This is a genomic window from Natrialba aegyptia DSM 13077 (assembly GCF_000337535.1).
Lineage (GTDB): Archaea > Halobacteriota > Halobacteria > Halobacteriales > Natrialbaceae > Natrialba > Natrialba aegyptia.
In genome coordinates this window covers 257,472-277,171 of sequence record NZ_AOIP01000015.1, presented here as the reverse complement: position 1 = coordinate 277,171, position 19,700 = coordinate 257,472, and the positions used below count along the sequence as shown (strand labels likewise).

Below are 19,700 nucleotides of genomic sequence, written 5' to 3'. Positions count from 1 at the left end.
CGCGGTCAGTCGCGGACACAAAGGAGGAATGGGATGGGGGTGGTGGGTACGATTAGCAACACAGTCACCAAATATTTAGTGTGGCGGAGTGAGCATCTACCGTGCCTTCCATGCGTCGTCGCCAGGTCCTCGTGGCCGCATCCTCCGCGACCGTCGGTCTCGCTGGCTGTACTACGGCTCGGGAACGCCTCGGAGATGTGCGCCGCAGTACCCCGGAGCGCCGCGTTGACCCCGACTGGCGTCCCGGGCCAGGAACGTGGGCCGAAGACGACTACGGCCCTGCGAAGCGCCGGTACAATCCGCACGCAACACCACCACGAACCGAACCCGAGATCGACTGGCGGTACGACCTCGACAACCGGCTCGGTGACGGGTCGCTCGTCGTCGCCAACGGGACAGTGTACGTCTCGACACGGTACCGTCTGGTGGCGCTCGACGCCGCCGACGGAACGCACCAGTGGGAGCACGATACCGACGGCGCTTCCGGGCTGAAGTACGTCGATGGACGCCTGTACCACCTACACTGGGGGCTCCAAGAATCGGAGCTCGTCGCGCGTTCACCCACAGGAGACGAGCAGTGGCGAGCCACCGTACCGAGCCAAATCACGGGTATTCACGAGCAGAACGGCTACGTGTTCGTCGCGGGTCGGGATCGGTACTGGACGCTCCACGCAGACACAGGTCAAATCGTCCGCGAGCGCGAGACGTGGGTCCGAAACATGGCGGCTGCCAACGGCATGCTGTACGCAGCCTTTTCCGGGATCCTCGCCAGCTACGAGGGAGAGGGCCGAACGCTCGCGGAACGCTGGCGCGTCCAGAGTCAGAACCCCACCGAATCGCGTCATCCAACGATCGCAGAGGAACTGATCTACGTTTCACAGTACCAGCCTCCCGCCGACGGCGGAGACGTGGTTGTCTACGACGCCGACGGAGAGACACAACACAGAGTTGAACTCGATTACGGGTCGTTCGCGATCACCGTTGCCGAGAACGGACCGATCGTCGCGCCGATCGCGACGAGTAACAGGGAACTCCTCGCGATGCGGCCCGACGGGAGTCGACGATGGACCGCCGGCGTGAGCGGGGCTGCCGGCGCGATCGTCGCCGACGGAACGGTGTACGCCGGGTATCCGCTGACCGCGATGGACGCCGAATCCGGCGAACGTCTCTGGGAGCGAGACACGATCGGAACCGCCCGATTCGCCGCTGCGGACTCGACGCTGTACGCGTCGACGGCCGACAATCACATCGTCGCCTTACGCGAGTGATCCGCCTCGGTCGGCGGATAACGCCACGGAGAAGCGGGTGACCAGCACCCAATTGTGACAGCCATCAGGCGGTCTCTCGGATGAACCGACCACTTCCGATCTGCTATTTCTCCCATCTCGGTCACGTGTAGACGCAGCGCGACAGCCCGTTTGTCCCTTTCGCTACTGAGCCGCGAATCCCCTGCTCAGTCAAACTGTGAAGGAACTCCGAACTGCTCTCTAATTTCTTCCGAGCGGACTTCGTGGCTGAGCCCTCAAAGGCCAACAGATGAAGGACCCTACTCACTTCTCTTCGACGTGGCGAATCTCGCAGGCGACGCCGCGTGAACTCTCGGCCATCTCGCGGCCGAACATCTCGGCGCGGCCGACGCCGAACGCCTTCGGTCCCTCGACGACGACCTCGTCGCCGACGCGAATATCTTCGTCGGCGTCGACGATACCCGGCGCGAGCACGCTGCCGTGAGGAACGAAGCCGTCGATTTCGACGCGCTTGACCGGCGCATCGCTGTCGACCCACCGGCGGGCACCCGCGAGGGTAAAGGAGAGGGTCCCGTACTGGGGCACCATCGTCGCGAGCTGGGTATCCTCGCGGTCGCGGACCTGGATCTTCGGGTAGCGGCTGGTGGTCTGGATGTCGGCGAAGAGTTCGTCGCCGGCTCCGTCGCCGAGCAGGTAGTCGGCGATGGCGCGGACGGTGTTGTGCTCGCGCTCGCGCTTCGAGTACTTGAGTTCGCCCGCGAGTGCCTCGCTGAGGTTCGCGAGTGACTCGTCGTCCGTGGGGTGTTCCGCGACGGTGTAGGTCACGTCGAGGTCGAGTTCGTCCTCGACGCGGCCGACGATGTCCCGATACCCTTCGTCGGGAACGTGAGCGATGATCCGCGGGTAGTCGTTGCGCTCGAGATAGCGCCGGAGCACCGCGCTGACGAACTGCTTTTCGTCCTCGGACCAGCGCCCGGTGACGACGGTGTCGTAGTGCTGGGCCGGATAGGTCGTCTCGAGTTCTTGCGGCACGACGCCGATGGGGCTGGTCATCGAGACGAGGTGGGCGCGCCACTGGATGGCGTCGTGGAACTGGCGGTGGCTCTGGGACTCGCTGTAGGGTTTCGCCGCGGAACAGGGCACCAACACGAGCGGGTTGTCGAAGCGGTTGCGGTACCGCGTCGTGACGCGGTCGGCGTAGCGCTGGATCTCGACCCGACGGAGGGTGTCCTCGGTCGCCGCATCGATTTGCGCGTCTCGGAGGATCGGCGTCCGCTCCTCCAGGTAGCCCCACTGCGAATCGAGTTCGCGCATCGCGGCGGTGAGCCACTGGTCCTGGCGGGCCTGCCCCTCGACGTAGTCGCGCAGGCGGCCGTCGCGAATCCGCCGGCGGACGATTCCCAGCTCCGCTTCGAGCGCGTTGACGTTGTGCTCGACGCAGTCCTCGCGGGTGAACTCGTCGCGGGGCTGCTGGCAGGCGGGACAGGAACAAGGCAGTTCCTCGAGGTCTTCGAGGAAGTAGGCGTCGTCGGTCGTCAGGTACCGGCCTTCGGTGCCCTTCACGACGGCGGCGGTGCGATCGAAGAGGTCGACGCCGGCGTAGGCGAGCAGGGCGACGTTTCGCGGCGTGGCCGCGCCGGAGAAGAACAGTGCGGTGTCGGTCGGAATCTCGCTTCGAACGTCGACGACGGCCTCGACGAGTCCGGCACCGTGGCCGGTGAACGATTGCACGTCCGAGACCGCGTAGGCATCGGTGCCGTGGTCCGCGGAACTCTCGCTCGAGACCACTGCGACGCTCGGGTAGTCCACGTCCGGGTAGTCGACGGCGAACGACTCCTGAACCTCCTCGGCGGTGCCGCCGGGAAACGCCCGGTGGGGGAGGACGGTGAGTTGCGAGTCGTCGCCGGCGGGAAGTTCGCGGTCGGCAGACCAGAGCGAACCCGCGTCCTCGAGTACGTCGTCGACGAGCGCGGGGGTCGTTCGGGGTGGCTTGCGGTCGGGGTCCGAACCGGCAGCCTCGAAATCGAGGCGGAGTTCACCCACGCGCGCGGCCCCGTCGCGCTCGTGGACTTCGAAGTACTCGGTCATACCAGAACTGGGCGGGGGAGCGTGAAAGAGGCTGTCGGTGTCGGTCGCCGGCTGTGTGTCGTGTTATGCGCCACCGACGTACTGCGCCGTCGCCGACGTGTGCCCCCGGTTGAACGAGAGAATCGAAATCCGGATCACGTCCGTCGGCTCGCAGCGGGCGGGCACGTCCTCGACGAAGACGACGAAGCCCTCGATCTTGCAGACCGCCTGGCGCTCGCCCGTGTGGTGTTCGGAAAACTCCTGAATCGCGACCTCGCGTTCGTCGCCGATCTCGACCGGCGGCTCGCGCTGTTGGGCTTCCCTATGGCTTTCCCACGAGTTCCGTTGAGCGGCCGAGCCGCCCGGGCCACGAACCCGCCGCACGACCCACGACGCGAACAGGACGATTACGAGCAGACCGAGCACCAGCGACGCTACACCGAGCATATCGGATACTGGATCGTGCTCGCACCTTTGCTGTTCTGATTCGACTTTTCACTCGCCGGTCAGATCCACGAGTTCAACGCGGGCCGGCAGCCGGTCTCGAATCGGCGCGGGCCAGCCCCGGTGTGCCAGGGTGAACTCGGTGTCTGGATTCGACTCGACGAGTCGGGTTACGCCGTCCGCGGCGGCCGCGACGGCCGCGCGGTCGGTTCGGTCCGGTACCTCGGCCGTGAGCGGGTAGCTCTTCGAGAGCGCCCGCGGGAAGGGGCCGAACGGCGGCTCGACGCGCCAGGAGGCGTCGAACTCGTCGCCGCGGGGGGCGTCGCCCTCCGTCAGGAGCAGCGAGTCGGGGACCGAGAGCCGGTCGAGTCGTCGGTGGTGGCGGCGCACTTCGGGTCGGCGCGCGCTCTCGTGGGACGTATAGAAGAACGCGCCTTTCGAGACGGGGTCCGTCCGCTCGAGTTCGGCGGCGTGATCGAGCAGCGTCCGGTAGCCGTCGAGCATCGTGGGGTGAGAGCGAGCGCGCTGTTCGACGAGTTCGAGCAGGGTGCCGGCGCGGATGGCCTGTTTGATCCGGCGGATTTCGGCGAAGGTGACGTGGAGGTTGTGGGCGGCGAGTTCTTGCTCTCGCTTTCGGTCCGGCAGGTCGCGGATCTCGGCGGGCGAGTGGGCGGCACAGACGGGACACGAACAGGGGAAGTACGCGAGATCGTCCAGGTTTCGAGTGCCGCGAACGGTGAGGTAGCGGTCGTCGCGGGCGTAGAGGGCGTAGGCGGCGGAGTCGAAGAGGTCACAGCCCATCGCGGCGGCGAGGGCGAACATCATGGGGTGGCCGGCACCGAAGAGGTGGACCGGTGCGTCGGCTCCCAGCCCGCGTTTCGCGGCGGCGACGGCGTCGACAACGTCGTCGTAGCGGTAGTCGTTCATCAGCGGGACGACCGCGCCGACGGGGAAGACGTCGAGGTCGGTCGCGTCGGCGTGGCGGCCGGCCCGCTCGCGCAGGTCGGGGTAGGTCGAGCCCTGGACCGGCGCGCTGACGAGCATCTCGCCCGTGTCGACGGCCTCGGCGGCTTCGAGTCGCTCCTGGGTCGTTTCGAGTTCGGCTTCGGCGCGCTCACGGGACACGTCCGGCGGGGTCGGAATGTCGACGGGCGTGCCGATGTCGGAGCCGATCGCGTGCTGGAACTCGAGGATTTCCTCGGTTGTCACGTCTATCTCGCCGTACTCGGCGAGCTGGAACGAGCCTGAGTCGGTCATGATCGCGCCGGGGAAATCGAGCACTTCGTGAAGGCCGTATTCGAGGGCCTCCTCGCGAACGTCCTCGGTGCCGTGGATGATGTAGGAGTTCGTGATGAGAATCTCGGCACCGAACTCGTCGGCGAGCCGTCGGGGGCTGATCGTGTCCAGGTTCGGGTTGATTACGGGAAGGAGGGCGGGCGTTTCGACGGTGGCGTCGGCCCGCGGAACGGTCAGTTCGCCGAGGCGGCCGCCGGCGTCGGTCGCTCGAATTTCGAAGCACTCGCGCATCGACCGTGTGTTGGCGAGGGGACCGGTAAACGTTCCGTTCCGCGGCGTTCCGATGGGTGCCCTTCGCTAACCGGCGGTGCAGACACACCGGTCTTCGTTTTCGACTCGGCCGGTGGTCGTCCCTCGGCTGAGACGGCCACAGCCCAATTACGCCGACTCGCCCGCCCCGAACAACTCGTAGTACGATACGGCCAGAACCGCTCGTCCATCGCGGACCTCACCCGAAGCGATCGCATCCACGAGTTCGTCGAGCGGCGTCGGTTCGACGCGGATGTTCTCGTTGTAGTCGAGTTCTTGTTCGGCGGTCGGGCGGCAGTCGCGGGCGACGAAGAAGTGCATGACGGAGTCGGCGATGCCGTTTGCCGGTTCGACGGTGACGAGCGAGTCGAGACGGTCGGCTTCGTAGCCGGTTTCTTCGGCGAGTTCGCGGCGGGCAGCGGTTTCGAGGTCGTCGTCTTCGGGTTCGGTGCCGCCGACGGGGAGGCCGTAGTTGACGCGAGAGACGGCCTGTCGCCACTCGGCGATGCAGACGACGTCGCCGTCCGGCGTGAACGGGAGGAGACAGACGCTTGCGGGTTCGGAGAGGTAGTCGAACTCGGTGTCGGTGCCGTCGGGGAGGCGAACGGACTCGTTAACGATATCGAAGCCGGGACAGGTGTAGGCTACCTGCCGGTCGACGGTCTCCCAGGCGAGGGGATCTGCTGGCATATCGCTCGATACGACGCTGTGTATCAAAAGAGCCACGTCATCCGGGCCGGTGATCGAAGCGGTGAATCGACGTGGTCAGTGGTGCCCTGTATCGACGCTATGGGGTCCGTTCTCCGCGATGGGTGGCGTGTACTCGCTCTATAACAAAGCCACGAATCGATGAAGGTTGGGATTCAGAGGATGATCCATGGATCAGCTAACTGGATTCCAGCGTGATTTGCTGTACGTGATCGCAGGCAAGGATCGCCCGTCCGGCCAGACGATTCTCGATGATATCAACCACTATATCGACCAGCCGGTCACCCACGGACGGCTGTATCCGAATCTCGACACCCTCGTCGAGAAAGAACTCATCGAGAAAGGACAACTCGACCGCCGGACGAACTACTACGCACTGACACCGAAGGGACGACGAGTGTTACAGCGTCGTCAGGAGTGGGTTAATCAGTACGTCGACGTCTGATCACTGCTGGCGAGCGACTGCTCGAACCGTCTCAGGTGTTTTTCTCCACTGCTACCGCAATTTGATCCTTTTCTCCACTGTCACCGCAATCTGAACCGCCCTCTTCTATCCGAACCATCCTCCATCAGAACCGTCCTATCTGAACCGTCATCCCATCCAAACCACCCACTGTCTCGAACGGACCCCGCCTGGATCGGTGCAGTTGAACTGTTAGCCAGTCTCGGCAGTAGATTCCGTTTCAGCGTCGGAACCGGTTTCGGTTCCGCTCTCGTTGTCGGTGCCAGTGTCGTTCTCGTTTCCGTTTCCGTCGTCACTCTCGTTCCCGCTCTCTGTCTCGGAGTCGTTAGTCACGTCAGTACCGGCTTCTTCATCACCTTCTTCTTCTTCGATATCCTGCCCGTTGCCGGTCTCTTCTTCAGACTCAGGTGTCCCGTCGTCTTCCCCAGGACCGCCACAGCCCGCAACGAGTACCGTTGCAACCGCCGTTCCTGTCAGCCCGAGCAATCGCCGCCGAGATGGACCAGTCGAACGAGTCATACCGACTCTCTGCCAGTGAAACGAATAAACGCTGAGCCGACATCTGCATGGATCGTCACGCACTCGGTGTCGACATTTATACCATCGCCGGTCAACTAGCCCGTATGGAACTCACGCTGCGCTTCTTCGCCACGTTCCGGGACGCCGTCGGCGAGAAGGAACGGATACACACCGTCGACGCCGACGCCACCGTCGGCGACGTCCTCTCCGAACTCGAAACGACCTACGACGGCCTCGATGGCCACCTCCTCTCCGAGGACGGTACCGCCGTTCGCCAGCAACTGAGCGTCCTCAAGAACGGCCGTGATATCACCCACATGGCCGGCCCGGATACTGAACTCGAAGACGGCGATGTCATCTCGGTCTTCCCGCCGGTCGCCGGCGGCTGCGTCGACCACCGTCGATGAACTGAACCGCGAAATCGGCTTCCGGTAGCGGACACCGTTCGGGAACCGAGTTCTCTTTGAAGCTATGTTTCGAGAACGCTTTACGCGTCGGCCCATCGAACTACTGCGAGGAGTGATCGAATGGAGTTCGACCCGGAAACTGACGAGGACGCCGACAGCGAGGCCGATGCACGACGATCCGAACGCACGAGCCGGCGGACAGACGGTCGTGAGGACGCGGCGGCCGACGTGACGCCGGCCACAGCCGAACCGAACACGGCATCGACCACAGCCACACCCGCCGCCGAGAACGAGGCAACCGCTACTGAGATCGCAGCCGGCGCAACCGAAACGGACACCGCCGTCACGTTCGACCGAGACGGTCTTCGAGCCGGCTTTCTCAAAACGATCCCGGTAGCCCTCGGCATCGGCGGCTACGGCATCGCGTTCGGTATCCTGGCCGACCAGGCCGGTCTGAGCGTCGCCGAGGCTGCACTCATGAGCGCAACCGTCGTCGCCGGCGCATCCCAGATCGTCGCCGTCGAACTCTGGGCCGACCCGATTCCGATCGCCGCCGTACTCGTCACCACGTTCGCCATCAACCTTCGGTACTCCCTGATGGGTGCCGCCCTCCAGCCGTGGTTCAAGCGCCTCTCCGCCACCAAGGTCTACGGCAGCCTCTTCGTCATGGCCGACGAGAACTGGGCGCTAACCATGCGCTCGCTGAAATCAAACACCGGCTACGGCGCGTTCCTCCTCGGCAGCGGCATCGCCGTCTGGCTCGCCTGGGTCGGCGCAACGATCGTCGGCAGCGTCGCTGGCGGCGTCATCGGCGACCCGACGACGTACGGCTTCGACTTCATCCTCACCGCCGTCTTCCTCTCCCTCGCCGCCGAACTCTGGGAGGGTCAGTCCTCACTCCTCCCCTGGACCGTCTCACTTGCCACCGCGCTCATCACCGCTGAACTCGTTCCCGGCCGCTGGTACATCCTCCTCGGCGGCCTCGCCGCCGCCACCGTCGAGGTGATCCGCCGTGGCGAGTGACGCTCTCACCCTCTCCCTCGACCCGCTCGTCGTCGCCGTCGTCCTCGCGATGGCACTCATCACGTTCCTCACGAAGGTCGGCGGCATCTGGCTCGTCCGCCGATTCGAACTGAGCGACCGTCTCGAAGCGGGCCTCACCGTACTCCCCGGCGCGATCGTCGTCGCCGTGATCGGACCTGAACTCGCAGCCGGTGGCCCGGCGGAGTGGGCTGCTGCGGGTGCTGTCTTGCTCGTCATGTGGCGGACCGAGAGTATCCTGCTCGCGCTGTGTACCGGCGTCATCGCCGTCGTGGCGTTTCGGGCGATCTTCTGAGATTCGACGTGAGAGGACGGCTACGCCTGGAGCGCCCGACGTGCCAGCGCAGCACCGAGGGCGATCAGCCCGACAGCGCCGAACAGCATCGGCGTCGCGGTGCCGACGGTTTTGGTCGTTGCCCCGGCGAAGTCCAGAGGGACGATACCGTTCAGGGGACCCGCGTACCAGAGGACGAGATAGCCGAGTTCGAACACTCGTCGTGTTTGGCTCCACAGTCCGAGCGCCTGGGCGACCGAGGGAACGAACAGCACTGCTCCGACGAACACGACTACTCCTTCGGGCCCGGCATCGAGGACGTTCGGCCAAAGCGCGACGCCGAGAAAGCCTGCCGTCACGACCGCGCCGGCGGCCCACTCCGCGAGTAGTTGCCGGTACGGCTGGTTCGAGGAGATGACAACGGGCGTGATCCGGTAGTGATCCGTCCGGTAACCCATCCCCGACCAGACGAACAGCGGCCAAATCACCGCAATCGAGACGATCGCGTTCGGCGGCGCGGAACCGACGAGTCCGACGACGGCGATGAATGCCACCCCAGCGTACCACCACCGAGCGTGCCCTCGGACCAGGAGCTTGAGTTCCTGAATAAACAGTCGGCCGAACCCGCCGGCCGAACGGTCCGTGACTGGCGTCAATGAGATGTTCGCGGGTTCGCCCGTCTCGGATCCAGCGGCAGTGGTATCATCGCGGGAGAATACGGACGTGACGAACCGACCGAGTCGGTCGACGACGGCAGTACCTGCCGATTCTTCGCGAGGCGCGTATCGATCGTATGGCAGGGTCGCGACGAGTGCCAGTCCGACGCCCGCCAGCGCGAACCCGAGGCGATTCGCGTAGAACCACGTGGGCCAGGAGCCGCCGTTCCACTCGAACGTGGCCATCGCGCCGCCGATCGTGCCGGTCCCGTAATTTGCTACTGGCGGGCCGTCGTATCCGGGAGCGACTTCAAGCAGCGCATCGAACGTCATCTCTCCGGCTGCGACAAGACCGATCGAGTCGACGGCCCGAATCCAGAGCGAAATCGATCCCGCTCCCCCATCGTCCCCCGCGAAGGCGGCTGCTACGAGGGACAATAGCGTGACCGCCCCGAAGAAGTACGTCACGTTCCCGAGCGTGCCGCGAAGCCGATCGGTCGACTGGAAGACGAGCGTCACACCGGCGACGAAACACCCCATCGGAACGCCGATCAGAAAGACTGCACCGACGATCCAGATTGGGTCGGTTGGACCGACGCCGTGGACGGCGTGATTGACGAGTGCAGCAGCGGCCAGCGTGGTCAGCATCACCGTAACGACGCCGACGTGGCTGAGCCACTTGCCTAGGAGGTACGCGCGGTCGCTCACGGGCATACTCGCGAGGAGTTCATCGAATCCCGTTGCCCGATCGCGTCTAAGTGAACTCGCAAGAATGTAGTAGCCAAAAAACAGCAGGAATAACCCTCCAGTGAGCCCGGTTGTCAGTCCGATGTACGGCGCGGTCGGCTCCCCTCGATAATCGACGGTGGTCCCGTCCACGGTATCCTGATACAGCAACTCGAACGTTCCGACGTTCAACTGGTAGCCGATGTACGCGATGATCGCTAACACGACCAGAAACCGGCGCGAACGGGTCCGTTGGAGGTAATCGGCGCGCGCAACTCGAACCGCGGTCGAAACCGTTCCGCCGACCATCTACGCCACCTCTCGCGGCCCGATGTGGTCGAGATACGCATCCTCGAGCGTCGGCATCACCGATTCGGCGTCGGACGCCGGACGCTCGTCGGCGATGAGCCGCACTCGGACGCCGTCGGCCTGTTGGACGGTGCTCGAAACCCGGTACCGCTCGCGCAGTTGTGCGAGGTCCTCGCGCGGGGCGACGAACTCGTAGACCTTGCCGTCGGTGGCCGCGACGAACGACTCGGGGTCGCCGTGAGCCAGTAGTTCGCCGTCGTTCAGGAGGGCGACCCGTTTTGCCGTCGCCTCGACATCGGGGACGATGTGCGTCGAGAGGAGGACGACCCGATCGCTCGCGACCGACGAGAGCAGGTTGCGAACCTGGACCCGCTTTTCGGGATCGAGGCCGACGGTAGGTTCGTCGACGACCAGCAGGTCGGGATCGTTGAGCAGCGCCTGTGCGATGCCGACGCTCTGACGCATCCCGCCGGAAAAGGTGCGGAGTTTCCGATCCCGCACCCGCTCGATACCGGTCAGCGCGAGTAGTTCGTCGATACGAGCGTCGGCCGTCTCTCGGTCGATCCCGCGTAACGCGGCCATGTACTCGAGAAACTCCGCGGCAGTCAGATTGGGATAGACGCCGAAATCCTGGGGAAGATAACCCAACACGTCCCGGATCTCGCCGGGCGAGTCGGTGATGTCGGTGCCGTTCCAGGAGACAGTTCCCGTCGTCGGCTCCACAACCGTCGTGATGATGCGCATCAGCGTCGACTTCCCCGCTCCGTTCGGACCCAGCAGGCCGTGGATCCCCGTTTCTAATTCGAGGGTGATATCACGAACGCCCCAGAGTTCCTCTCCGTAGCGCTTGCCGACGGACTCAAGAGATAGTTCCATTGACATAATCAGCACACTAGAACGACAAAAAGATATTCATGTAGTGACACACCCGCTGTCGGCCAGACGCGGGCCAGTGCGGCCCGACAGATACTCCCGGCACGCGAATTTATCCGTTCGGGCGACGAACACTCGTCATGGAACGGCGTATCGAGCGGTCCTTTCGCGGTATTTCCGAGCGGCTCGCGGTTCGGTACCTCTCAAACCTCGGCGGCGAACGAGTCGAGGACGGCGACGAAACGGTGGTCGAAGCCGACGACTGGACGGCGACGATCACCTCGGAATCGGTCGACGTCGGACCGACGCTGACACTTACCGAGTTGACGATCGTTTTCGAACGTGATGCGACCGACGACGCCGACGGGAGCACACCGCTCGACGAACTCGTCGACACCTTCGCCCAAAAGGCCATGCGTGCCGGAGGCTGAACGAGCGTGAGCACCGACCCCATCGACGGGCAGGTCCTCCTGCTCACCGCAGCCAAAGCGAGCGTGCCACCGTCGCGCCTCCCTGAACTCGTCGACGACGCACAGGCACTCCTTTCCCAACGCCTTGCGCACTACCGACACGAGTTCGAACGTCTCTACGCCGACGAGTTCACCGAGGCGTTTCTCGTCGAGTGGGGTCACTGGGAGGACCTCGGCGCTGAACTCGGGATGAGCGAGCGAGAGATCGCGGCGGTTCGCCGGGCACACGAAGAGCAGGTACTCCGTGCTGGCCGACGGATGGATCGTGAGGATGAGTTCGAGACGGCGTTCGAGATTCGGGAGGCGGTGTGTATCGGAGTGGAATCCGAGTGCGAGTCAGATCCAGCGTGAGTGGGATGAGGGTGGATTTTGGCCCGTTCTCCCGGGATGCAGCGGCGGTCACGAAGGGTTTCTAGCCGGGAACTACTGAATACGAGGCAAAACGGATCGGATCGGAAGCGGACAGCGAGGGTTGGGACCGCGGATCAGTCGTCGGCCGGAGCCGCCGAATCGTCGGCCGAGACGCCCGTTCCAGGCCCGACATCGATTTCGAGTTCGTCGAGTTTCTCATCGGGGACGACGCCGTCGACCCAGCCGCGGTAGTCGTAGTACTCGTCTTTCATTTCGTCGAGTTCGCAGAACTCGCCCTCGCTTGCGCCCTGACCGCGGATGCCGTCTTCGAGGAAGCGCTCGGGGAGCGAGTCGTCGTCGCCGTCGAAGCCGAGGAGGTTGTTGTAGTAGCGCTCCAGGTTGTAGACGCGTTCGCCGGCTTGCAGTAGTTCGTCCTCGGTGACGTCGCGGCCGGTCATGCCGTTGTACTGGAGGACGTACTCCTCGATGCCTTCCGCGAAGGCGTTGAACTTGCAGATGTCGAAGGAGTCGCTGATGGCGTGGAGATCCTGGAACTGGGCGGTGAGTTCGCCCTTGCCTTCGTATTCGTAGGGGTCGACCTTCTCTGGGATGCCCAGGATTTCGGCGGCCGGCGTGTAGCCGCGCAGGTGGCACGCCCCGCGGTTCGAAGTGGCGTAGCCGATCCCCATGCCTTTCAGGCAGCGTGGGTCGTAGGCGGCGATCGTCTGTCCCTTCACCGCAAGCGAGTTGTCGTGGGCCTCCTTGCGGTCCGCGACGCGGCGCGGGCCCTCGGCCAGCAGGTCCGCGAGGTCGTCCTCGCGGCGGGCGATGCGCTCGATCATGTCGACCATGGTCTCGTGGTCGCCCCAGTCGAGTCCGCCCTCGTCCTCGAGTTTGCCTTCTTCGGTCATCTCCATGGCCATCGCCATCATGTTCCCCGTGTCGATGGTGTCGACGCCCATGTCGTTACAGCGGTCGATCATGAGCGCGATGGCGTCGCGGTCGGTGTGTCCCGAGTTCGGTCCGAGCGAGTAGGCGGATTCGTACTCGTAGGACTCCATTCGGACGTTCATCTCCTCGCCCTTGTGCATCGCTTGCACTTCGACTTCCTTCTTGCAGGCGACCGGACAGGAGTGGCAGGTCGGTTCGTCGACGAGAATGTTCTCGCGGACGTTCTCGCCGGAGACGCGCTCGGCGTCGATATCGACGCCCTCGGACTCGCGCATGCTCTCGGTCGAGGTGTAGCGCCCGTTCTTGGTGGGGAGGCCGTCCATCTCCTCGCCGATGTTCATCAGGACGTTCGTCCCGTACTGCGAGAGACCGCCCTCGTTCGGCGCGGTAACCTCGGATTCCGTGATCGCCTGCATGGCCTGCTGGTGACCCTCGCGGAACGTCTCCTGGTCCGCCGGCTGGGGCATCTTCGTGCTCGATTTGATGACGATCGCTTTGAGGTTTTTCGACCCCATCACACAGCCGGTTCCGCCGCGGCCCGAGGCCCGGTCGTCCTCGTTCACGATGCAGGCGTACTTGACCTCGTTTTCGCCGCCGGGGCCGATCGCCATCAACGAGAGGTTCTTCCCGTAGGAGCCGTCGACTTCCTCCTCGAGTCGGTCGCGGGTTTCGTGGACGCCGTCCCCCCAGAGGTGGGAGGCGTCGCGGAGTTCGACCTCGCCGTCCTCGACGTAGGCGTAGACGGGGTCATCCGCTTGTCCTTCAACGAGCAGGCCGTCGAAGCCGGCCCACTTCAGGCGAGCGCCGGACCAGCCGCCGTGGTGGCTGTCGGTGACCGTGCCGGTCAGCGGCGATTTCGTACAGACGGCGATCCGCCCGCTCATCGTTACCTGCGTGCCCGACAGCGGCCCGTTCATGAACGCGAGCAGGTTGTCCGGTCCGAGCGGATCGACGTCCGGCCCCTGGTCGAAGACGTGCTTTACTCCGAGCCCGCGTGCACCGATATACTTCTGCGCATCCTCCTCGTCGATCGACTCGTAGTCGATCGTTCCCTCCGACAGATCGATACGAGCGAGCCGGTCCTGGAAACCACCGAGTTCAGTCATGGTAATCCCTCATCGTTTATTAAGGCCGCCAGAGTGTTAGTTGTTCACACCCTCGGGTAACGGGTTTCGGTTACGGCCAGTGATACCAGTGTCTCGAACTGCCCGCCTGCACGATCGAGTTCAGAGTGAGCGCGATTCAGTGGGTCCTCGAACGTCGCAGCCAGTCACAACAGGAGTGCAACGATCGCCAGCACGATGAAGACTAGCACGAAAATCCGTGCGATCTCCATCGAGATGCCGGCGACACCCCGAGCACCGACTGCAGCCGCGACGATCGCGAGGACGAAAAAGACGATCGCCCAGTACAGAAAGCCATCACCGGCGAGCTGGAGCGGCGGTGTGAACTCGAACATAGTCCGCCTCCGCCTGCATCTCACATAAACGCCACCGACTGTCTCTCACTGTTTGCCCCGCTAACGACAGGCTACAGCACAGTAAGGACTCCTTCCCGTTTCGTGGTCACACCCTACGCGCTATCGATCATCGCGCACTGTCCTCGATACCCGTTCACGGGCCGGTCACGGCGACCTATCCCGGGTTCCGGTGAACTCGTCCGACATACTGTCCCTCGGTGTCTCTTCCCAAACGATTAAGTGTGGACAAGTTATATGGTAACATATGTCTACCTATCGTTCCCCGTTCGACCGGCTGCGGGCGAAGTTCGACGAAACTGAACTCACGTGTCGCCACTGTGGATACCACGACGAAAGTGGTGGGTGGCGGGTCAGTTCATCTGGTGATCGCGTGCAGTATCAATTCGTCTGTCCGGCCTGTAAGGCCGTTGAAACGCGGGAAATGCGGCTTAGCTAGAGCGAACGAGGTCCGTTTATAACGGAAGTGTTGAGATGGGACACGCAGACTGGATGGCCCAGACGAAGGCGCTTTAGGCGCTGGCCCGCTTTGTCCGCCCAATGAGTCAACCCACGCCCGAGGTCTACGAGCAGGGAAAGGGCATGGACGCCCACAACCAGGTAATGCGGGAGATCCGCTCGCGCAAGGAGGCGAGCTACGACCCCCACGAACCGACCCGCGTCTGGCTCGACGAGGACAACACGCCCGACGGCGTCAAACAGAGCCTGACCATCATTCTCAACACCGGCGGCTGTCGCTGGGCGCGCGCCGGCGGCTGTACCATGTGCGGCTACGTCGCCGAGAGCGTCGACGGCGGCAGCGTCAGCCACGAGGCGCTGATGAACCAGATCGACGTCTGTCTCGAGCACGAGCAAGAAAACGGGGACGAACCGGCCCAACTCATCAAGATCTACACCTCCGGATCCTTCCTCGACGAGCGCGAGGTGGGTGCAAAGACGCGCCGCGCCATCGCCGACACCTTCGCCGACCGTGAACGGATCGTCGTCGAATCGCTCCCGGACTTCGTCGACCGCGAGAAGATCGGCGAGTTCACCCAGCACGGCATCGACACCGACGTTGCGATCGGACTCGAGACGGCGACCGATCGCGTGCGCCACGACTGCGTGAACAAGTACTTCGACTTCGCGGACTTCGAGGACGCCTGTGCAGAAGCCGCCCTCGCCGATGAGGACGCAGACGGCAAGGCAGACGCCGGCATCAAAGCCTATCTCCTGATGAAGCCGCCGTTTCTCACCGAATCCGAAGCCGCCGCGGATATGATTTCCTCCATCGAACGCTGCGCCGCCGTCGAGGGCTGTCACACCGTCTCGATGAACCCTTGTAACGTCCAGCGCTACACGATGGTCGACGAACTCTACTTCGACGACGGCTACCGGCCGCCGTGGCTCTGGTCGGTCGCACACGTGCTCGAGGAAACCGCCGATGTCGACGCCATCGTCGTCTCGGATCCGGTCGGTCACGGCTCCGATCGCGGGCCACACAACTGCCAGGAGTGTGATGACCTCGTACAGAAAGCGATCAAGGACTTCGATCTACGACAGGACCCCGCCGTCTTCGAGCAGGTCTCCTGTGAGTGTGAGCGGACCTGGGAAGTCGTGATGGAACGCGAGCGGAGTTTCAACCAGCCGCTAACGCGCTAAGTGCTACGTACTGAAATTACGTCTGATCGTTCCCTTTCTATGCAGTCTCGAAGCCGCGCAGCACACCCTGTCCGTCCGTCGGGCCGACATCGGGCAACGTCGCGCGCTCCGGATGTGGCATCAAGACGGCGACCGTTTCGCGCTCGCCGAGGATGCCCGCGATGTTGTGCTTCGACCCGTTCGGATTCGCGTCGGCGCTCGACTCGCCGTTTTCGTCGCAGTACCGAAAGAGCACGCGGCCGTCGTTCTCGAGTTCAGTCAGTCGCTGCTCGCTGATCTCGTAGCGGCCTTCGCCGTGGGCGATGGGGATCTCGATGACGTCGCCCTCGTCGTAGGCGGCGGTCCAGGGGGTGTCGTCGCGTTCGACGCGGAGGTGGACGTGTTCACACTGGAAGCGGGCGCTCTCGTTGGTCGTGAACGCGCCGTCGGTGAGTCCGGTCTCGCAGCCGATCTGCGCGCCGTTGCAGACGCCGAGGACGGGCGTGCCGTCGGCGGCGGCCTCGCGGACCGCGGACACGATCGGGGAGCGGGCGGCCATCGCGCCGGCGCGGAGGTAGTCGCCGTAGGAGAAGCCGCCGGGGAGGACGATACCCGACGTGTCCGCAGGGAGGCCGTCCTCGTGCCAGACGATTTCGGCGTCGATACCGAGGTGCGTGAGCGCGCGCTCGGCGTCGCGATCGCAGTTCGAACCGCCAAAGCGGATGATCGAAACCGTCACAGTCGCCACCCCGAGGTGGTGCGATCGACGGATTCGATCAGCGTGATTGGGACGGACATCTACCGTTCGTCGACCTCCACGTCGTAATCGTGGATGGTCGGGTTCGCGAGCAGTCGTTCCGCCATGTCCTCCGCGCGTTCGCGGGCGGCCGCGGTTGAGTCGGCTTCGAGATCGACTTCGAAGCGATCGGCCGAGCGCAGCGCTTCGAGTTCGAAACCGAGCCGTTCGAGGGCCTGTTTGGTGGTTTCGGCCTCGGGATCGAGGACGCCGTGTTTGAGTCGAACCGTCACCGTGGCGGTGTAGGCGGTCATCACCTGAAACCCCGTAACCGTGCTCAAAAACGCTTTCGGCTTTGCTACGTAATCCACGTTTGTGGATAGGTATTGTAGCGAAGGTGCCGAGCAGTCACAGCGAGTCTGGCTTCTGGGAGAGGAACGAGAAATCGCTATCGTGTTGAAACGCCTATCTTTTTTGTTTGGAAGGGGGAAGACAAACGTATGACCTCGGATCGGCCGGTGATCCACGTTTCCACGCTTGCGTTCACCCTCGCCTCACTGGTGCTTTCCCTGGGCTTGCTTACACTGGCCGTGATCGATGTCGGCCTCGCGATCGTCGTCATTATCTTTGCGTTCATTTTCGGCGGCAACCTGCTCGGACAGATCACGACGGCACTGGCCGACGAAGTGACGAGTTCAGCCGACGGGGCGAAACCGAACGACACGGCTGCCGATTCCCTCGAAACGCTGCGAGCGCGGTACGCAAGCGGCGACCTCTCGGACGCCGAGTTCGAGCGGAAACTCGAGACTCTCGTCGAGACGGAGACCGAGACCGATGCCGCTCGGTACCTCGCTGATCAGTCCCGGCAAGGCGATCGCGGCAACCTCCCGTTCGATTCTGCGGCCGAACGCGATGGTGGCACCGCCCGGGAGGACGGGATCGACGCTACTGGCGACCGTGACCCCGACCGGTCGATCGAGTGACGCCGCTATCGGTCCCTCCCTCGTGAGACCGCAATGGTGGTATCGAATCTCTCGCAGAGACAGGCACGGAAAGCAGGACTTTTAGCCGCCCGTGGACTGAGATGCGTACTGATACTGATGTCCCGACGTACGCTCGAGCGGAGGTGGCCACGATGACGACCGACGTGACCGAAATTACGGTGATCGGAGACGACGACACCGGGCTCGTCGCCCGGGTGACGAGCCTTCTGTTCGAGCGCGGGATCAACATCGAGGACCTCGATCAGGCGGTTCGAGACGGCGTCTTCCGGATGTCCCTCGCCGTCGATACGAGCGAGATGGTCTGTACGGAGGCGACGCTTCGGGATGATCTTCACGACCTCGGCGACGACCTCGGCCTCGACGTGCAGGTACGCTTCCCCGCGGACCGCGAGACCCAGGAGATCGCCGTCCTCGGGACGAAGGAGAGCCACTGTCTCGAGGCCCTGTTCGAAGCCTGGGCCAACGACGAACTCGGTGCCGACATCGGGGTCGTCATCGGCAATCACGACGATCTCCAGCCGCTCGCCGAGCACTACGGGGTCCCGTTCCACGACATCGGCGACGAGAAGGGCCAGCAAAACGAGGAGCAACTCATCGACCTCCTCGCGGAGTACGACGCCGACCTCATCGTTCTGGCGCGCTACATGCGCATCCTGAGTCCGAACGTCGTCTTCCGCTACGAGGACCGGATCATCAACGTCCACCCCTCGTTGCTGCCCGCGTTCCCCGGTGCAGAGGCCTACCGTCAGGCCGTCGAAGAGGGCGTCCGCGTCGCCGGTGTGACCGCCCACTACGTCACGACGGACCTCGATCAGGGACCGATCATCACCCAGCGCGCCTTCGACGTGCCCGACGACGCCGACATCGAGGAGATGAAACGGCGCGGCCAGCCGCTCGAAGCCGACGCCCTCCTCGAAGCGGTCAAACTCCACCTCAACGGCGACGTCTCCGTCCACCGCGGCCGAACGACGGTCCGCGAGAACGGAACCGGGTACCAGCTGGGCCTGCCATCGAAAATCGACGATGTCACCCCCGACCGCCCCGTCGACGGCATCGGCAGCGCAGTCGCAGACGACCGCTCCGGTACCCACGAATCCTGATCGACACGCAGTAGCGGATCGTTCGGTAATTTTGAATTCTAGTTTCCGAATTCGAGTCCGCTCACCTACTTTCCGAAACGTTCATCTACTCGACGGACGGATTTGATACTATGTCTCCCGGAACGGAGCCGGTCGGCCGGCAACGGGCTCTCGATTGCGATGTCGTCGCCGCAATCGACGAGTTCGACGGCGAGCCACACTACATCATCGCCGATATTTCGCGGGATGAAGCCTGGCTCTCGATCGCTGAACCCGACGCCGAACCGCTCGAGGCGTGGCGATAGGGTCATTTGAACGACGACCGACACTCGCTCTGACGTTGCCGGGTCCGGCGTTTGCTGACTGAACTCGAGATCACAGACAGCGGCTGTGAAACGATTTTACTTATAACTACGACACTATCGACGACAGCGACTGCGACTGCGACACCGCTAACGAAAAACAACTACCGAGACGCCCGGACTCCGAGAGGCTCAATCTGCGTCCGTCGGCTCGATGGAGGGTCCGCCCTGTGCGGACGAGACGACTCGATCCGTCCACGAATTGGAGACGACCGGAGCCAACGCGAGGACGACCATGGTCGCGACGAAGACGGTCAGCATAACGCCAGCGACGATAGTGAACCCGATAACAGGGTCAAACGGGACGATACTCGAAACGATACTCGTGGGAACCGTCATGTGAGGTCGTGCTACACTCGGGACCCGTCGAA

Annotated in this window: 24 protein-coding genes; 12 read left to right on the top strand and 12 right to left on the bottom strand. The window is 63.8% G+C overall.

Annotated elements, in window-relative coordinates; genetic code table 11:
- Window positions 1-197: 197 nt before the first annotated feature.
- Window positions 198-1,268, top strand: coding sequence for an outer membrane protein assembly factor BamB family protein (locus tag C480_RS05365; protein WP_241433787.1), 1,071 nt, complete (start codon window positions 198-200; stop codon window positions 1,266-1,268).
- 282 nt (window positions 1,269-1,550) lie between these two features.
- Here C480_RS05365 and arcS read toward each other — a convergent pair whose 3' ends face one another.
- The 4 genes from arcS to C480_RS05345 form a co-directional block, all read right to left on the bottom strand.
- The gene (gene arcS, locus C480_RS05360; RefSeq protein WP_006664604.1) at window positions 1,551-3,335 is read right to left on the bottom strand and encodes an archaeosine synthase subunit alpha; all 1,785 of its coding nucleotides are present in this window, start codon (window positions 3,333-3,335) and stop codon (window positions 1,551-1,553) included.
- A gap of 63 nt (window positions 3,336-3,398) precedes the next feature.
- Entirely contained in the window at window positions 3,399-3,761 is a 363-nt protein-coding gene (locus C480_RS05355) for a TRAM domain-containing protein (RefSeq protein ID WP_006664603.1), read from the bottom strand.
- 48 nt (window positions 3,762-3,809) lie between these two features.
- Window positions 3,810-5,285, bottom strand: a complete 1,476-nt coding sequence (gene tgtA / locus C480_RS05350) for a tRNA guanosine(15) transglycosylase TgtA (RefSeq protein ID WP_006664602.1) — start codon at window positions 5,283-5,285, stop codon at window positions 3,810-3,812.
- Between the two features lie 147 nt (window positions 5,286-5,432).
- On the bottom strand, window positions 5,433-5,993 hold the full coding sequence (locus C480_RS05345; RefSeq protein ID WP_006664601.1) for an NUDIX hydrolase: 561 nt from the start codon (window positions 5,991-5,993) through the stop codon (window positions 5,433-5,435).
- Between the two features lie 187 nt (window positions 5,994-6,180).
- Here C480_RS05345 and C480_RS05340 point away from each other — a divergent pair, with 187 nt between their 5' ends.
- On the top strand, window positions 6,181-6,456 hold the full coding sequence (locus tag C480_RS05340) for a PadR family transcriptional regulator (RefSeq protein WP_006110138.1): 276 nt from the start codon (window positions 6,181-6,183) through the stop codon (window positions 6,454-6,456).
- 210 nt (window positions 6,457-6,666) lie between these two features.
- Here C480_RS05340 and C480_RS05335 read toward each other — a convergent pair whose 3' ends face one another.
- Window positions 6,667-6,993, bottom strand: a complete 327-nt coding sequence (locus tag C480_RS05335) for a hypothetical protein (RefSeq protein WP_049903251.1) — start codon at window positions 6,991-6,993, stop codon at window positions 6,667-6,669.
- Between the two features lie 104 nt (window positions 6,994-7,097).
- On the opposite strand from C480_RS05335, the gene C480_RS05330 reads away from it, so the two are divergent.
- From C480_RS05330 to C480_RS05320, 3 genes are all read left to right on the top strand, one after another.
- Window positions 7,098-7,400, top strand: a complete 303-nt coding sequence (locus C480_RS05330; protein WP_049903336.1) for a ubiquitin-like small modifier protein 1 — start codon at window positions 7,098-7,100, stop codon at window positions 7,398-7,400.
- 120 nt (window positions 7,401-7,520) lie between these two features.
- Window positions 7,521-8,423, top strand: coding sequence for an AzlC family ABC transporter permease (locus C480_RS05325; protein ID WP_006664598.1), 903 nt, complete (start codon window positions 7,521-7,523; stop codon window positions 8,421-8,423).
- Window positions 8,413-8,736: an AzlD family protein gene (locus C480_RS05320; protein ID WP_006664597.1), complete on the top strand. Its 324-nt coding sequence runs from the start codon at window positions 8,413-8,415 to the stop codon at window positions 8,734-8,736. The genes C480_RS05325 and C480_RS05320 overlap by 11 nt, the downstream gene beginning before the upstream one ends.
- Window positions 8,737-8,756: 20 nt before the next feature.
- Here C480_RS05320 and C480_RS05315 read toward each other — a convergent pair whose 3' ends face one another.
- A complete protein-coding gene (locus tag C480_RS05315) occupies window positions 8,757-10,406 on the bottom strand; it encodes an ABC-2 transporter permease (protein ID WP_006664596.1) in 1,650 nt (549 codons plus the stop codon).
- Entirely contained in the window at window positions 10,407-11,282 is an 876-nt protein-coding gene (locus C480_RS05310) for an ABC transporter ATP-binding protein (protein WP_006664595.1), read from the bottom strand.
- Between the two features lie 137 nt (window positions 11,283-11,419).
- Here C480_RS05310 and C480_RS05305 point away from each other — a divergent pair, with 137 nt between their 5' ends.
- Together C480_RS05305 and C480_RS05300 are read left to right on the top strand one after the other, a co-directional pair.
- A complete protein-coding gene (locus tag C480_RS05305) occupies window positions 11,420-11,710 on the top strand; it encodes a hypothetical protein (RefSeq protein WP_006664594.1) in 291 nt (96 codons plus the stop codon).
- Between the two features lie 6 nt (window positions 11,711-11,716).
- Window positions 11,717-12,100, top strand: coding sequence for a hypothetical protein (locus tag C480_RS05300; protein ID WP_006664593.1), 384 nt, complete (start codon window positions 11,717-11,719; stop codon window positions 12,098-12,100).
- Between the two features lie 134 nt (window positions 12,101-12,234).
- Here C480_RS05300 and C480_RS05295 read toward each other — a convergent pair whose 3' ends face one another.
- A complete protein-coding gene (locus tag C480_RS05295) occupies window positions 12,235-14,157 on the bottom strand; it encodes an aldehyde ferredoxin oxidoreductase family protein (protein WP_006664592.1) in 1,923 nt (640 codons plus the stop codon).
- 164 nt (window positions 14,158-14,321) lie between these two features.
- The gene (locus C480_RS05290) at window positions 14,322-14,510 is read right to left on the bottom strand and encodes a DUF1328 family protein (RefSeq protein WP_006110128.1); all 189 of its coding nucleotides are present in this window, start codon (window positions 14,508-14,510) and stop codon (window positions 14,322-14,324) included.
- Between the two features lie 265 nt (window positions 14,511-14,775).
- On the opposite strand from C480_RS05290, the gene C480_RS05285 reads away from it, so the two are divergent.
- The gene (locus C480_RS05285) at window positions 14,776-14,967 is read left to right on the top strand and encodes an HVO_0649 family zinc finger protein (protein ID WP_049903247.1); all 192 of its coding nucleotides are present in this window, start codon (window positions 14,776-14,778) and stop codon (window positions 14,965-14,967) included.
- Between the two features lie 101 nt (window positions 14,968-15,068).
- Window positions 15,069-16,169, top strand: coding sequence for an archaeosine biosynthesis radical SAM protein RaSEA (locus C480_RS05280; RefSeq protein WP_006664591.1), 1,101 nt, complete (start codon window positions 15,069-15,071; stop codon window positions 16,167-16,169).
- 37 nt (window positions 16,170-16,206) lie between these two features.
- Here the strand turns inward: C480_RS05280 and purQ are convergent, their stop codons facing one another.
- Complete coding sequence (gene purQ / locus C480_RS05275) at window positions 16,207-16,887, bottom strand: phosphoribosylformylglycinamidine synthase I (protein WP_006664590.1); 681 nt, start codon at window positions 16,885-16,887, stop codon at window positions 16,207-16,209.
- A 59-nt stretch (window positions 16,888-16,946) separates the two neighbouring features.
- Window positions 16,947-17,198, bottom strand: a complete 252-nt coding sequence (purS, locus tag C480_RS05270; protein WP_006664589.1) for a phosphoribosylformylglycinamidine synthase subunit PurS — start codon at window positions 17,196-17,198, stop codon at window positions 16,947-16,949.
- A 186-nt stretch (window positions 17,199-17,384) separates the two neighbouring features.
- On the opposite strand from purS, the gene C480_RS05265 reads away from it, so the two are divergent.
- The 3 genes from C480_RS05265 (at window position 17,385) to C480_RS23750 (ending at window position 19,272) form a co-directional block, all read left to right on the top strand.
- The gene (locus C480_RS05265; RefSeq protein WP_006664588.1) at window positions 17,385-17,867 is read left to right on the top strand and encodes an SHOCT domain-containing protein; all 483 of its coding nucleotides are present in this window, start codon (window positions 17,385-17,387) and stop codon (window positions 17,865-17,867) included.
- 152 nt (window positions 17,868-18,019) lie between these two features.
- Window positions 18,020-18,988, top strand: coding sequence for a formyltetrahydrofolate deformylase (locus C480_RS05260; RefSeq protein ID WP_006664587.1), 969 nt, complete (start codon window positions 18,020-18,022; stop codon window positions 18,986-18,988).
- A 110-nt stretch (window positions 18,989-19,098) separates the two neighbouring features.
- The gene (locus tag C480_RS23750) at window positions 19,099-19,272 is read left to right on the top strand and encodes a DUF7556 family protein (RefSeq protein ID WP_006664586.1); all 174 of its coding nucleotides are present in this window, start codon (window positions 19,099-19,101) and stop codon (window positions 19,270-19,272) included.
- 189 nt (window positions 19,273-19,461) lie between these two features.
- Here the strand turns inward: C480_RS23750 and C480_RS05255 are convergent, their stop codons facing one another.
- Window positions 19,462-19,668 carry a hypothetical protein gene (locus C480_RS05255; protein WP_006664585.1) on the bottom strand — a complete coding sequence of 69 codons (207 nt, stop codon included), beginning with the start codon at window positions 19,666-19,668 and terminating at the stop codon, window positions 19,462-19,464.
- Between the last annotated feature and the right edge of the window lie 32 nt (window positions 19,669-19,700).

Coding starts and splice junctions, on each gene's coding strand:
- arcS (WP_006664604.1), bottom strand. CDS start 3,335: ATGACCGAGTACTTCGAAGTCCACGAGCGCGACGGGGCCGCGCGCGTG.
- C480_RS05355 (WP_006664603.1), bottom strand. CDS start 3,761: ATGCTCGGTGTAGCGTCGCTGGTGCTCGGTCTGCTCGTAATCGTCCTG.
- tgtA (WP_006664602.1), bottom strand. CDS start 5,285: ATGCGCGAGTGCTTCGAAATTCGAGCGACCGACGCCGGCGGCCGCCTC.
- C480_RS05345 (WP_006664601.1), bottom strand. CDS start 5,993: ATGCCAGCAGATCCCCTCGCCTGGGAGACCGTCGACCGGCAGGTAGCC.
- C480_RS05340 (WP_006110138.1), top strand. CDS start 6,181: ATGGATCAGCTAACTGGATTCCAGCGTGATTTGCTGTACGTGATCGCA.
- C480_RS05335 (WP_049903251.1), bottom strand. CDS start 6,993: ATGACTCGTTCGACTGGTCCATCTCGGCGGCGATTGCTCGGGCTGACA.
- C480_RS05330 (WP_049903336.1), top strand. CDS start 7,098: ATGGAACTCACGCTGCGCTTCTTCGCCACGTTCCGGGACGCCGTCGGC.
- C480_RS05325 (WP_006664598.1), top strand. CDS start 7,521: ATGGAGTTCGACCCGGAAACTGACGAGGACGCCGACAGCGAGGCCGAT.
- C480_RS05315 (WP_006664596.1), bottom strand. CDS start 10,406: ATGGTCGGCGGAACGGTTTCGACCGCGGTTCGAGTTGCGCGCGCCGAT.
- C480_RS05310 (WP_006664595.1), bottom strand. CDS start 11,282: ATGGAACTATCTCTTGAGTCCGTCGGCAAGCGCTACGGAGAGGAACTC.
- C480_RS05305 (WP_006664594.1), top strand. CDS start 11,420: ATGGAACGGCGTATCGAGCGGTCCTTTCGCGGTATTTCCGAGCGGCTC.
- C480_RS05295 (WP_006664592.1), bottom strand. CDS start 14,157: ATGACTGAACTCGGTGGTTTCCAGGACCGGCTCGCTCGTATCGATCTG.
- C480_RS05290 (WP_006110128.1), bottom strand. CDS start 14,510: ATGTTCGAGTTCACACCGCCGCTCCAGCTCGCCGGTGATGGCTTTCTG.
- C480_RS05285 (WP_049903247.1), top strand. CDS start 14,776: ATGTCTACCTATCGTTCCCCGTTCGACCGGCTGCGGGCGAAGTTCGAC.
- C480_RS05280 (WP_006664591.1), top strand. CDS start 15,069: ATGAGTCAACCCACGCCCGAGGTCTACGAGCAGGGAAAGGGCATGGAC.
- purS (WP_006664589.1), bottom strand. CDS start 17,198: ATGACCGCCTACACCGCCACGGTGACGGTTCGACTCAAACACGGCGTC.
- C480_RS05265 (WP_006664588.1), top strand. CDS start 17,385: ATGACCTCGGATCGGCCGGTGATCCACGTTTCCACGCTTGCGTTCACC.
- C480_RS05260 (WP_006664587.1), top strand. CDS start 18,020: ATGACGACCGACGTGACCGAAATTACGGTGATCGGAGACGACGACACC.
- C480_RS23750 (WP_006664586.1), top strand. CDS start 19,099: ATGTCTCCCGGAACGGAGCCGGTCGGCCGGCAACGGGCTCTCGATTGC.
- C480_RS05255 (WP_006664585.1), bottom strand. CDS start 19,668: ATGACGGTTCCCACGAGTATCGTTTCGAGTATCGTCCCGTTTGACCCT.